Origin of the sequence: Sphingomonas sp. SRS2 (assembly GCF_000971055.1) — a bacterium.
GTDB lineage: Bacteria > Pseudomonadota > Alphaproteobacteria > Sphingomonadales > Sphingomonadaceae > Rhizorhabdus.
In genome coordinates this window covers 1-11,700 of record NZ_LARW01000140.1, presented here as the reverse complement: position 1 = coordinate 11,700, position 11,700 = coordinate 1, and the positions used below count along the sequence as shown (strand labels likewise).

Annotated in this window: 13 protein-coding genes and 2 pseudogenes; 8 read left to right on the top strand and 7 right to left on the bottom strand. The window is 64.0% G+C overall.

Going from position 1 to position 11,700, the window contains the following annotated elements; genetic code table 11:
• Nucleotides 1-98: 98 nt before the first annotated feature.
• Genes WP12_RS21260 through WP12_RS21255 form a run of 3 tightly spaced genes read left to right on the top strand, consistent with a single transcriptional unit; the run spans nt 99 to nt 2,038 of the window.
• A complete protein-coding gene (locus WP12_RS21260; protein WP_046195655.1) occupies nt 99-746 on the top strand; it encodes a nucleotide-binding protein in 648 nt (215 codons plus the stop codon).
• A gap of 4 nt (nt 747-750) precedes the next feature.
• Nucleotides 751-1,041, top strand: a complete 291-nt coding sequence (locus tag WP12_RS26370; protein ID WP_327196242.1) for a ribbon-helix-helix domain-containing protein — start codon at nt 751-753, stop codon at nt 1,039-1,041.
• Nucleotides 1,042-1,084: 43 nt separating this feature from the next.
• The gene (locus WP12_RS21255; protein ID WP_046195654.1) at nt 1,085-2,038 is read left to right on the top strand and encodes a replication initiator protein A; all 954 of its coding nucleotides are present in this window, start codon (nt 1,085-1,087) and stop codon (nt 2,036-2,038) included.
• 527 nt (nt 2,039-2,565) lie between these two features.
• Here the strand turns inward: WP12_RS21255 and WP12_RS21250 are convergent.
• The 5 genes and pseudogenes from WP12_RS21250 to WP12_RS21230 all read right to left on the bottom strand — a co-directional run.
• Nucleotides 2,566-3,931 (bottom strand): annotated as a pseudogene (locus tag WP12_RS21250) (type IV secretory system conjugative DNA transfer family protein); the annotation flags it as partial.
• A 182-nt stretch (nt 3,932-4,113) separates the two neighbouring features.
• Nucleotides 4,114-4,395 carry a hypothetical protein gene (locus WP12_RS21245; RefSeq protein WP_046195653.1) on the bottom strand — a complete coding sequence of 94 codons (282 nt, stop codon included), beginning with the start codon at nt 4,393-4,395 and terminating at the stop codon, nt 4,114-4,116.
• On the bottom strand, nt 4,392-4,616 hold the full coding sequence (locus WP12_RS21240; protein ID WP_046195652.1) for a conjugal transfer protein TraD: 225 nt from the start codon (nt 4,614-4,616) through the stop codon (nt 4,392-4,394). The genes WP12_RS21245 and WP12_RS21240 overlap by 4 nt, the downstream gene beginning before the upstream one ends.
• A 13-nt stretch (nt 4,617-4,629) precedes the next feature.
• Nucleotides 4,630-4,959 (bottom strand): conjugal transfer protein TraD, encoded by a 330-nt coding sequence (locus WP12_RS21235; RefSeq protein ID WP_046195651.1) that lies wholly within the window; start codon nt 4,957-4,959, stop codon nt 4,630-4,632.
• A complete protein-coding gene (locus WP12_RS21230) occupies nt 4,959-5,216 on the bottom strand; it encodes a hypothetical protein (protein ID WP_046195650.1) in 258 nt (85 codons plus the stop codon). Before WP12_RS21230 ends, WP12_RS21235 begins: the two co-directional genes overlap by 1 nt.
• Before the next feature lie 152 nt (nt 5,217-5,368).
• Here WP12_RS21230 and traA point away from each other — a divergent pair, with 152 nt between their 5' ends.
• The 4 genes from traA (at nt 5,369) to WP12_RS26365 (ending at nt 9,980) form a co-directional block, all read left to right on the top strand.
• Nucleotides 5,369-8,284, top strand: coding sequence for a Ti-type conjugative transfer relaxase TraA (gene traA, locus WP12_RS21225; protein ID WP_046195649.1), 2,916 nt, complete (start codon nt 5,369-5,371; stop codon nt 8,282-8,284).
• Between the two features lie 9 nt (nt 8,285-8,293).
• Nucleotides 8,294-8,998, top strand: coding sequence for a DUF6118 family protein (locus WP12_RS21220; protein ID WP_046195648.1), 705 nt, complete (start codon nt 8,294-8,296; stop codon nt 8,996-8,998).
• Nucleotides 8,999-9,194: 196 nt separating this feature from the next.
• Entirely contained in the window at nt 9,195-9,647 is a 453-nt protein-coding gene (locus WP12_RS23655) for a flagellar hook-basal body complex protein FliE (RefSeq protein ID WP_046195647.1), read from the top strand.
• A 39-nt stretch (nt 9,648-9,686) separates the two neighbouring features.
• The gene (locus WP12_RS26365) at nt 9,687-9,980 is read left to right on the top strand and encodes a GTPase (RefSeq protein ID WP_046195646.1); all 294 of its coding nucleotides are present in this window, start codon (nt 9,687-9,689) and stop codon (nt 9,978-9,980) included.
• On the opposite strand, the gene WP12_RS21205 is transcribed toward WP12_RS26365, so the two are convergent.
• Nucleotides 9,977-10,447: a YybH family protein gene (locus WP12_RS21205; protein ID WP_046195645.1), complete on the bottom strand. Its 471-nt coding sequence runs from the start codon at nt 10,445-10,447 to the stop codon at nt 9,977-9,979. The two genes, WP12_RS26365 and WP12_RS21205, sit on opposite strands and share 4 nt — an antisense overlap.
• Before the next feature lie 77 nt (nt 10,448-10,524).
• Entirely contained in the window at nt 10,525-10,692 is a 168-nt protein-coding gene (locus tag WP12_RS26075) for a hypothetical protein (RefSeq protein WP_235399244.1), read from the bottom strand.
• A gap of 384 nt (nt 10,693-11,076) precedes the next feature.
• Here WP12_RS26075 and WP12_RS21200 point away from each other — a divergent pair.
• Nucleotides 11,077-11,574: pseudogene (locus WP12_RS21200) on the top strand (type II restriction endonuclease); the annotation flags it as partial.
• Nucleotides 11,575-11,700 lie beyond the last annotated feature (126 nt).

Genomic DNA, 11,700 nt, shown 5'->3' with positions numbered 1-11,700 from the left:
CACCCAGCCCTGGGCCTGCTTTCGGCCGGCAAGAGAAAGGTTGTGGAATCCTGACATTCTGCATATTACCACGTTATCAATATTGAAGGTGTGCACACGTGCATATAATCACACTTGCGGCACAAAAGGGCGGCGTCGGCAAAACGACGCTCGCGGTCAATTTGGCAGTCGCGGCGCAGGCGGCAGGCATCAGGACGGCCCTGTTCGACCTTGACCCACAGGAAAGCGCGACGGCGTGGAGCGAGCGCCGCGAGGCCGAGCTACCCCATGTGGAGCCGATCAGCGCGCGCCGCTTGAACCAAGCGATCGACGCGGCCGAGATAAACGGTTTCGAGCTCACCATCATCGACACGCCCCCGGCAGCCGGAGCCGAGGCAGCCGCAGCGGCGCAGCGGGCGGATATCGTGCTGATACCGTGCCGCCCTTCCCTCATCGACCTCGACGCGATCAAACGAACGGCCCAGCTCATCATCAGCACCGGCAGGACCGGCTTTGTCGTGCTCAATGCGGCTCCTCCTACGGCAACGACGCTGCTGGATGATGCGAGGACATTGGCGGAAGACACGGGGCTAAGGGTAGCGCGTTCCGTCATCAGGGAACGCAGCGCCTATCGGGCAGCATGGCCCTACGGGCTTGGCGTGATCGAGCATGAGCCATCCGGCAAAGCCGCCCAGGAGATTGCATCACTTCGTCAATTCCTGTTTGATGAATTGCAGAATTGCACACCTGCAAATGTGAAGGCTTGATATTATGGCACGACGATCATCGCTTCTCGCGCCCGCTGTCACAACGAAACAGAAGCCGGAACCCGCCGCGCCCGAGCGCGTAGCCTCGCCACCAGTCGAGCGCGCCCCGCGATCGAGTGGGCAACGACCGGGCAAGTATCACTTGGGTGCTTACTTCGACCCCGCCGATCCGACAGCCGAGGCGTTCCGAGTGCTGGCAGCAAGGACGCGCCGTAGCCACCAGGACTTGTTGGCCGAAGCGATCGCCGAACTGGTCGCCAAATATGACGCAGACAAGCAGTTCGGACGTGCTTGAACGTGTGCACACATGCACAACTGCAAACGTGCAGGATTGAAGCGTGAAGAAACGGCGCGACCCTAGCCCGGAGTTCGATCTGTTCCTGCCCATCATGGGTGACCTTCCGCTCAAGGATCAGCGGGAGACGATGGAACGGCCGTTCTTTTCCTTGCAGAAACGCAAGCGGGTCAAGCCGATCGAATATACCAGCCCGGACGGCGCAACCTGGGTGAAGATCGAGGCGATACCCGCCTACGGCATGGCGACGATCTGGGACGCCGATATCATCATATGGGCCACGTCAGCGCTTAATCGAATGCGGGAGCAGGGGATAAACGACCTGCCCAGGACGCTTACAACCACGTCCTACGACCTTTTGCGGGCGATCAAGCGCAACACCAGCGGGCGCGCCTATCAAGACCTCCAAGCCGCCCTACAGCGGTTGCAGACGACTTCAATTTCCACGTCCATCCGCGCGCCCAAGCGTCGCAGCAAGGCGGGTTTCAACTGGCTCGACAAATGGACGCTGGAGGTCGATCCCGAAACCGACCAGCCTCGCGGCATGACCATCACCCTGTCGGATTGGGTCTATGAGGGGATCATGGCGGAGCGGTCGCTTCTCACCATGCACCCAGATTACTTCCTGCTGACCGGCGGGCTTGAGCGCGCGCTGTATCGTATCGCCCGCAAACACGCCGGCAATCAGCGCGGCGGGTGGACGTGCCGGGTAGAGGTACTGCGGGACAAGACCGGCAGCGACAGCAAGCCCAAAGAGTTCAACCGGATGCTGCGCAAGATCGTGGAGGCCAACCAACTCCCCGATTATGCTGTGGAAATGGTGGCGACGAATGATGGTAGCCCAGCCATTCAATTCCGGTTGAGAGGGGAGGCGGAAGCCTTGGCGCTCTCCGAGCAGCTCCAGGCCGAGCAGGATCGACGCGACCGCATGGAAGCCGATCGACGCCGCACCACAGAGGTCGATGACCTCATGGACCGACTTTCAGGTCGCTCCTAACTATCGTGTTATCACACACCGGTGCCCCGGCTGACGGTCGATATCAGGGGCGGCAAAGCCCCTTGAACACCGGCAAGCGGCGTTCCCGAGCCGTTTGCTATCGTGTTTTCACACACCTTTGATTCGTGTTTTCACACACCGCGCTATCGTGTTTTCACACACCAAATCACGTGTTTTCACACACCGCAGGCTTCGGTAAGCCTTTGCGTTAAAGGAAAAAAGTAAGCCTTTTTGACGACTTAACCTATTTAACGATTCCTATTTAACAGAATCCTTTAACGGCGGCAGCCCCAGCGACCGATGAGAAAGTCAAATGGAATCGGCCTATGGCCGATACGCTTTCACTTCGTGCCGCCTTCGGCGTCACAGAGGCGGCGCAAACGCCGCTGGCTAAGCGGAAAAAGAAGTAAGGGCGAGTGGCGACGGAATTGCCGGCTACAGTCGCCTAGATGCGCCCTGAGGGCAGAGAAGAGGCTTTCTGTTAGTTCGGGGTGCCTGTTGCCGCGAGCGTCTCCAGCGGGCTTAAATCACGCAGGATCGAACAGGCCGGCGAACTCGCGCTGATCGTAGTAGCGGATTTTCTCAACCGCGAGCGGGTGTTCGCCTTGGCGAAGCAGCAGGAGTTGGTCGGGCCGCATCCGCATGATTTCGTCGGGCGTGGCGAGCCTTCGTGCCGAGACGTGTCCGCTGATGCTTTCCGAAGGGCCGGCGCGGTTGTCGCCCCAGCCGGTGCCGCGCGACGTGCTGACGGTGTCATATTCGATCGTGGTGTCGCCGATCGTGCGCGAGAGCATGTCGGCGGTGGCATGATCGTTGACCCCAACGTCTGGATCACGCCCGCGTTGGACATGAACGTGCCGGCCCGCTCGCCATAGGTCGCCTTGAGCTGGTGCATGTCCTGAAGGATCGGCCAGAGCTGGAGGCCATAACCCGCCATCAGCCCCATCGCGCGCTCCACCGGCTCCAGTCGGCCGAGCGCGGCGAACTCGTCGAGCAGGAACAGCACCGGCCGTGGAGGGCGGGCGGTGGACCGCGCCATGTCGGTAACGGCCTGGCTCACCAGCAGCCGCAGCCAGCGGGCATAGGTATCGAGCCGATCGGGCGGCAGGCACAGGAACACGGTGGCGGTCGTGTCCTTCAAGCCTGAGAAGGTGAAATCGGACGCGGCCGTGCTGGCGACGATGGGGGGCTATCGAGAAAGTGGGTGTGGCGCTGCGCAGAGGACAGCACGCCGGCGGCTTCACGGTCGGACTTGCCGAGCTGGCGGTTGGCGGCGCGGACGATCAGACCACCGGCGCCAGCGCTGTCCTGCATATCGGCCAGCAGCGCGGCGAAGGCCGCAGGGGCGAGCGTCAGCTTGTCGCGCACCGTCGCCAGCACGCGGCGATCGGCGGGTTCGTGGATGACGGTGTGCAGGATCAGCCCGGCGATCAGCGCCTTGGCTTCCTCGTTCCAGTGGGCTTCGCCCGATTGTCCCGGCGCGTCATGCACCAGCGCGTCGGCGAGGGTGTTGGCATCTTCCGCAAGATCGAGGCTGGCGGGATCGAGCCGGTCGAGCGGATTGTAGCGGGCAGGGGGCTGACCCGACACGCCGAACGGATCGAGGCACCAGACCTTGCCCTTGGTGGTACGCGCGCGGGCGGTGACGCGGGCGTTCTCGCCCTTGGGGTCGATGCAGATCACCGAGCGATCGAGCAGCAGCAGGTTGGGGATGATCGTCCCCACGCCCTTGCCCGAGCGGGTGGGTGCCATCGTCAGCAGGTGCGCCGCGCCGTCGTAGCGGAGCAGCTTGCCCGACTTCGCCGAGCGGCCGATCAGAAGATCCCCGTTCGCTTCCAGCTTCCGCACGTCGGCGCGGTCGCCGAAGCGGGCGGAGCCGAGCAGATCGCTCCGCTGGTTGGCGGCACGCCGGTTGAACCGCCAGGCCAGGAACAGGACCGCGCCGGCCAGCAGGAACGGAATGTCGGTCGCGATCTCGCCATAGCCGAAGATGCCCTTGAGCCAGGCGTTGCTCGCCATCAGCACCACGAAGGCGACGAAGACCGCGAACAGCGGGCTGATCCGTCACCGGGGCATCAGTGCGTGCCCATCGGCGTTACGGGCAGTGACCGGTCGGCGTCGGGATGATCGAGCAGCCGGAGCAGGATTTGCGAGACGAGGGGAGGGGGCACGCCCTCGTCCAGCATCATCGCGAAGAATGCATCGTCGTTGAGCGTCGGGATCATGTCCTCGATGACCAGGTTGGCGCGAGAGTCCGCCATGTCCTCCTGCCATATGGCGATTTCCGCCGGCGTGCCGCGCACGAAATCCATCGCGCGGACTTGGCGGCGGATCGTCTCGATATCGAAATCGCTCATTGCGCTTCGCTCCCTTCGGCTTCCGCGTCGAACGCTCGCTTGCCGCGTCGCTTCCACAGCGCCAGCACGTCCCCGGAATCGTCGCTGCGACCACGCCCAGCGATGTCGAGCAGCGCGCCGTACAGGGTGGCGCGATCATCGTCGGTAAGCTCGACCAGCCCGGCTTTCTGGACCAGCCCGCCCAGCTCAATCAGGTGGCGTGTTCGTGTCCGACGTTGCACGACCCAGCCCCTGCTATCCGTTCGTCGTTCCGCCGCTTCCGCCCGCAGCGTTGCCGCCCGGTTCAGTCGCAGCGCCCGATCCGTCGATTGCAGCAGCACCGCCACCTTTGCGCCCGCGCCGTTGAAAGAAGGCCGCGCCCTTTGCGCGCCACGCCTCCTTCGCGTCCGCATCCTTCGATCCGATCGCATCGAGCAGGACGCCGGCGAGCGTTTCCGCATCGAGCGCATCGGCTCCGGTCGCGGCGACAAGCTGGCCAAGCTGTTCGACACGCTTCGCCTTGAGCGCGCGGGCTTTGTCATTCAGCGCCTTCAGTTCCGCATCGTAGTCCCGAACCTTTCGCATCAGGAATCATCCTCGTCGGGTCCATCAGGCTCTGCTGGGATATTCGACCACAGCGAGCCGGCCGCACCGTTCACATCAACATCGGGCGGGGCTTCATCATTCCATAGAACGCGCCAGCCATAGACCAAACCATCGTCGCTGGCGTTTTCGTCAAGCTCGAAGGGGTAATCCTCCAGCGTCTCGACACTAATACCCAACGCGCTGGCGACGTACTCGTCGCGACGGCGTTCCATCGCATCTTCGTAGGCACGGCTCATCGCACTCTCCTCACCGTAATAGTTTGCCAGACCGGACGCGAAGCGCAAACCAGAAGCAGCACCAAGTCAGTCAGGAGGAGCGAAGCGGAGGATGAGTGCGCGCTTATACGTCGTTGCCGACGTGCGCCCAGAAGTGCAATAAGCAGGGCGTCATGGCGATCTACCATTTCTCCGCCAAGGTTGTGAGCCGCGCAAACGGATCGAGCGCCGTCGCGAGCGCCGCCTATCGTTCCGCGTCCGAGCTGCACGACGTCCGGCTTGGACGCGATCACGACTTCTCGAACAAGGCGGGCGTGATCCACTCCGAGGTAATGTTACCGGAGGGCGCGCCGGAGCGTTTAAACGATCGCTCGACCTTGTGGAACGAGGTGGAGGCTGGGGAGAAGCGCAAGGACGCACAGCTTGCCCGCGAGGTGGAGTTCTCGATTCCGCGTGAGATGAACGAGAAGCAGGGCGTCGCGCTCGCGCAAGACTTCGTGAAGAAGCAGTTTGTCGATCGCGGCATGGTCGCCGACCTGAACGTGCATTGGGACAAGGCGAAGGACGGCACGCCGAAGCCGCACGCACATGTCATGCTGGCGATGCGCGATGTGGGGCCGGAGGGGTTCGGCAAGAAGAACCGCGACTGGAACTCGACCGAGCTGTTGAAGGACTGGCGCGAGGCGTGGAGCGCGCACGTCAACGAGCGCATGGCCGAGCTCGGGCTTGAGGGCCGGATCGACCATCGCTCTTACGAGGCGCAGGGGATCGAGCTGGAGCCGCAGCACAAGATCGGCCCCGCTGCATCGCGGCGACCGGAGCAGGGGCTAGAGGCGGAGCGGATCGAGGATCACACGCGCATCGCCCGTGAGAACGGCGCGAAGATCATCGCCAATCCCAATGTCGCGCTGGACGCGATCACGCGGCAGCAGGCGACGTTCACCACCCGCGATCTTGCGACGTTCGCGTTCCGGCATAGCGACGGCAAGGAGCAGTTCGACCAGGTGATGGGAGCAGTTCGGGGATCGCCCGAGCTGGTCGCATTGGGGAAGGACGGGCGCGACCAGGAGCGGTTCACGTCCCGCGACATGATCGCGGTGGAGAACCGGCTTGAGCGTGCCGGCGACAAGCTGGCGAGCCGCGCCGGGCATGGCGTTGGCGAGGCTACCCGTGACGCCGCGATCGGCGCGGCCGAGGGGCGTGGACTTGTCCTGTCGGATGAGCAGCGCGACGCCTTCGATCATGTCACCGGCGATGCGGGGCTGGCGTTCGTCGTCGGCTATGCCGGTTCGGGCAAATCGGCGATGCTTGGCGTCGCGCGTGAGGCGTGGGAGGGCCAGGGCTACACGGTTCGCGGTGCGGCGTTGTCGGGCATCGCGGCCGAGAACCTTGAGGGCGGGTCGGGTATCGCATCGCGGACCATTGCCAGCCTTGAGCACTCATGGGGGCAGGGGCGCGAGCAGCTAGGTCCCAAGGACGTGCTGGTGGTGGACGAGGCCGGCATGATCGGCTCGCGCCAGATGGAGCGCGTGTTGAGCCAGGCACGCGACGCCGGGGCCAAGGTCGTGATGGTCGGCGACCCCGAGCAGTTGCAGGCGATCGAGGCCGGCGCGGCGTTCCGCAGCATCACCGAGCGCCACGGCGCGGCCGAGATCACCGAGATACGCCGGCAGCGCGAGGGCTGGCAGCGCGACGCCACACGCGCCTTGGCGACCGGACGCACGGGCGAGGCGATCCACGCCTATGACGGCAAGGGCATGGTCCACGCGGCCGACACGCGTGAGCAGGCGCGGGGCGAGCTGGTGGACGGTTGGGATCGCGCGCGCCAGGCCGAGCCGGGCAAGAGCCGGATCATTCTCACCCACACCAACGCCGAGGTGCAGAGCCTCAATGGTGAGGCGCGCGACCGGTTGCGGGCATCCGGTGATCTTGGCGACGACGTGACGGTGAAGGCGGACCGCGGCGAGCGGCAGTTCGCGACCGGCGACCGCATCATGTTCCTGCGCAACGAACGCGGCATGGGTGTCAAGAACGGTACGCTTGCCACGATCGAGCGGGTATCGCCCGAAGGCATGGCGGTGCGCCTAGATGACGGGCGCGGGGTCGCGTTCGACACCAAGGACTATGCCCATGTTGATCATGGCTATGCCGCCACCATCCATAAATCGCAGGGGGTGACGGTCGATCGCGCCCACGTCCTCGCCACCCCCGGCATGGACCGCCACAGCGCCTATGTCGGCATGTCGCGGCATCGCGACGACGTGCAGCTTTATTATGGCCGCGACGACTTCGCCGATCAGCGTCAGCTCGTCCGCGCCCTGTCGCGTGATCGGGGCAAGGACATGGCGGGCGACTATGCGCGCCCGGAACAGGACCAGGCCCGCGCGTTCGCCGATCGGCGCGAGATCCGGTTCCCGGAACTCGCGCGTGAAATAGTGGCGAAGGTCCGCGACAAGGCGCGGGGCATGTTCGCGGGGTTCCGGCCGAAGCCGGCGACCGAGAAAGCGACGTCGCCGGAGCGTGTCGCGGCCGATCGGCCGCCGGCATCCTCGCAGGCCCGCGCGATCGAGCGCTATGGGCGCGCCGCAGCGGATATAGGCCGGATGCGGGACAAGGGGTTGCCGGTGCTGGCGCACCAGGAACAGGCGCTGGCGAAGGCTGGCGACGCGCTCGACCAGGTGCGACCGCTTGGGAGCCGCGACCTTGCCAGCGCGATCGAGCGCGACCCCCGACTCGCGCGCGACGCGGCCGAGGGGAATACGGGCGGCGCGGTGAAGGCGATGGAGACGGAGCGCCAGGTCCGCATCGACCCGGAGAAGCGCGCGGACCGGTTCGTGGAGCAGTGGCAGGGCATGAAGGAGGCGCGCGCCAGCATGGAGCGTGCCGGCGACCGTGCGGGCGCTGATAAGTTGGGCAAGCGCATGGAGAACATGGCGGGCGGATTGCATCGCGATCCGCAGCTCGAATCCGTGTTGCGCGCCCGCGCGTCCGAGCTGGCGTTGCGCATGGAGCGGGGCCGGTCGATCGGGCAGGAGCTCGCGCAGTCGGTCGGACAAGGCCGCGACCGCGATCGTGGCATGAGCCGGTAAGGGGGACAGGTGACGGACGAGGACGATAGCCAAGGAGCCGACGCAGCCGAGGCGTTCGAGGCGATGCGCGGCGAGCTTGCGCTGTTGCGCCGCGCCGTGGAGGGCTTGGCGGCCGAGCGCGGCGGACAAGACATACCCGATTATTCCGAGACGCTGGGGCGGATGCAGCAGGGCGTGGACACGGCGGGCGAGAACATCGCGCGCATCGGCCAGTTTCTGAAGGCCGCCCCGGCGCTGGCGATGACGCCCGAGCAAATGGCGCAGCGGATCGCGGCGGCGGGCAACGCCGCCCGGCGCGAGGACCAGGCCGCGCTCGCCAAGGCGGGCGAGGACAAGGCCCGCGTCATGGCCGAGCTTCGCGCCATCGCCGGGTCCGCATGGACACGCGCCGACCAGAGGAACCGGCAACTATGGTTCGCCCTGGGCGGGGCGGTGGCCGGCATCCTTGCATGGGCGATCGTGCCGGGCCTCGTCGCGCGCGAGATCGCGCCGGCGAGCTGGCAATGGCCCGAGCGCATGGCGGCGCGGACGCTCGACCTTCCCCGTTGGGAAGCGGGGCAGCGGATGATGCAGAGCGCCAGCCCGGCCGCGTTCCGCGCGATCGTCGGGGCCGACAAGATCGTGACGGCCAACCGCGAGACGATCGACCGATGCAGAAAAGCGGCAGGCAAAGCAGACGAGGCGGTACGATGCACGATTAGGATCGCCCCATAGTAACCGCGTGTCTATTCCGCTAAGTAATTGATAATTATACCATCCGACCATAGCCTAACCGTAGCAGCCTTGCGCGGACCTAATTGCGAGTCGGTGCATGGCTTCACGAATAGGCAATCAGTACTAAGTTCAGTTAACCGTAACCTAACGGTTTCAATGCGACATGTAGGTGCGCTGAAGGCGCACTGAGGTGAATATGAGCAGCATCTCCATCAACGATGTCATGGCCTTGCGGAACGCCGTACTCGACAAGAACGCGGCGCTTCGGAATGTAGCGAGCAACCCGAATTCTGACACCGTTTCTGGGGCTACGAGAGGAGCGGCTTTTGACGCAGCGATGAACACCGCGCTGGGAAAGGCGGATAGCCCGAATTCCGTCTCAGGAGTGAGCGGAGCGGCGGGCGTGTCGCAATCAGGACTCGCGGAGCCAGGCGGCTTCGCCACCACTTTTCAGACGCAGCTTCAAAAAATTAACGCGATCAATGCGCGCGCTGGTGCTTTGACGGTCGCCTACGAACGAGGAGAGGAAACCGACATTGCGAAGGTCATGCTAGCGCGGCAGGAGTCCTCAATCGCCTTCGAGGCGACGTTACAAGTTCGCAATAAAGTGCTTTCGGCCTACAAGGACATCATGAGTATGCCGGTCTAGCGCAATCTGCCGAAAGCACATCCCTGGATCGGTAATCCGGTGCTGCGAATTGCCGGCACGACGCGCGATCGGATCGAGGCGCCGGTCGAGCGGGGCGGGCTGGCATGGGTCTTCACAGACACCGCGGGGCGCACCGACACGAGCGATCCGATTGAAGCCATCGGGGTGGAGCGTGCGCGCGAGAGCATGGCAGCCGCCGACCTGGTGCTATGGCTGGGGGATGATCCGCCCCCAGCTTCCGGCATGATCGCCGTCCATGCACGGGCGGACGACCCGGACCGCACGCACGTGCCAAAAACGTTCACGCGACAGTCTCTGCCGGCAATCCGTTAGGTGCCCTTCAGTTTCCGAGCGCTGTTGTGCATGGACACGATCTTCCATCGTCCGTTCATCTTCTTAAGCACGCTTGTGGCGACGCCGAGTCGTTCGGCGGCCTCACCGGTTTTTGGCTCGATCCGGTAACGGTAGGTCTCGGTCGCAAGGGCAACCGACCCTTCGAAGCGGACGTCAACCTTGTAGTCGGAGAAGCGGAACGATTTGAACTGCTTCAGCTCGGGACCGAGATGATGAGCCAGGTAGGTGGCGTAGCTGCCCTCAGATGCTCCTGTCTCGAAAACCCGCGCGTCGGTCGTGAACAGTTGCTCGGTTCCAGCAGCGTCAAGCTTTTCGATCGCGTCCTTATACTGTGACAGCGCCGCCGCCACGGCACGTGTGTCAGTGGTGCGGGCGTCTGACTGCGCCCACGCTGCGGCAGGAAGAGCGATCGACACCGCTATAATCATCTTCACGCAGGTGCTCATTTATCATCTCCCAAAACAAAATTAGCCGACCTTAGGATATCTCCATTTGACGCATCAATATGGAGCAGCGGCTGACGTCAGAACGCGAGATGGTCGAGGCCGCCATGCATGAAAGAACCCCCTAGCCAACCCTGGACGGCGATGGCGATGATCGCGCCTACCGAGCCGACGACCAGCATGACGCGTGCCGTATCTCGGTAAAGGCTTGCGCCGCCAAAGCCCGAGTAGCTCCACTGCGAACGCACCGATGATCAAGGCGATCGGAAAGTGAATCACCACCGTGTGCAGGCAACCGAGCCAGCTTGCTAAGCGCTGTCCGAAGGTCTTGTTTTTGGTTGCGGCCTCATCGTGCCCACGACCCATCGCCATGCCGAGCGCCAGTGCCGCCGCCAGCAAAGTCAGCTTCGAAGTCCGCATGATTCAGCGCTTCCCGCAAATTTGCTTACTTTGGTCAATACGTAGCGGCGGACGTTCCCCTCACGGCTCATCGTGCCACCAAGCGTCTGCACCGTTGCAAAATCGGTACGTTCAGCCCGAGCGAAGTCCCGGTCCACTTAACGGAACGGCTCGACGCTGGCCGACCGGCGGCTTAGGTCTCGCTTTAACGAAGGGGGCATCGCAACGACAACATGGCCGCGCAACTTGATCAAATAACTACCAAAGAGGATCACGACGGCCTTGTGCGTCGGCTCATTACCCGTTGGCGTGACGATCCGGGCGCGACCTATCGAAGCTGGTTCCTGTGGGACGAGCGGCTGAAGAATTTTCGTTCGATCCGGCGCGGTATCACCCAGGTCGTCGGCGAGATCGAGCGCGGTTCGTTTGGCGTCGCCTATCGCGGATCGTCGCTCGAAACCGTCGTCCATTCCGTTGCCGAACAGCGCCAAATCTTCAAAGGTGCGGACCATGCGTTCCTCTGGAAACCGAAGCTGCGCATCCCCGACATATACGAGAGCCCCGAGAACCAGCGCGCGTTCGGCCGCCTGCTAGACGCCTGTTCGTGTTGCGACACGGCCGAGGAGATCATCGGCCATATCCACGCGATCGACCGCCTGAAGATCAAGGGGCTTGGGCCTGCTGTCGCCAACCTCCTCTACTTCCTTCACCCGACGCTGGTGCCGCCCTTGGCTCTGTTGCAAAGATTGGCGGCAGTCAGAGGTAGGCTGTCGCTCTGCGCCGATCAGGCGGCTGCTGCGAAATGGTGGTTGAGCATGCCCATGGCCTCCGTCAGCGCCGAGGGCCCAATGCCAAAA

What these genes read in the sequence shown, in the direction of transcription:
- WP12_RS21235 (WP_046195651.1), bottom strand. Translation starts at nt 4,959, where the DNA reads ATGCGAAAGGTTCGGGACTACGATGCGGAACTGAAGGCGCTGAATGAC.
- WP12_RS23655 (WP_046195647.1), top strand. Translation starts at nt 9,195, where the DNA reads ATGAGCAGCATCTCCATCAACGATGTCATGGCCTTGCGGAACGCCGTA.
- traA (WP_046195649.1), top strand. Translation starts at nt 5,369, where the DNA reads ATGGCGATCTACCATTTCTCCGCCAAGGTTGTGAGCCGCGCAAACGGA.
- WP12_RS26370 (WP_327196242.1), top strand. Translation starts at nt 751, where the DNA reads ATGGCACGACGATCATCGCTTCTCGCGCCCGCTGTCACAACGAAACAG.
- WP12_RS21205 (WP_046195645.1), bottom strand. Translation starts at nt 10,447, where the DNA reads ATGAGCACCTGCGTGAAGATGATTATAGCGGTGTCGATCGCTCTTCCT.
- WP12_RS21245 (WP_046195653.1), bottom strand. Translation starts at nt 4,395, where the DNA reads ATGAGCGATTTCGATATCGAGACGATCCGCCGCCAAGTCCGCGCGATG.
- WP12_RS21230 (WP_046195650.1), bottom strand. Translation starts at nt 5,216, where the DNA reads ATGAGCCGTGCCTACGAAGATGCGATGGAACGCCGTCGCGACGAGTAC.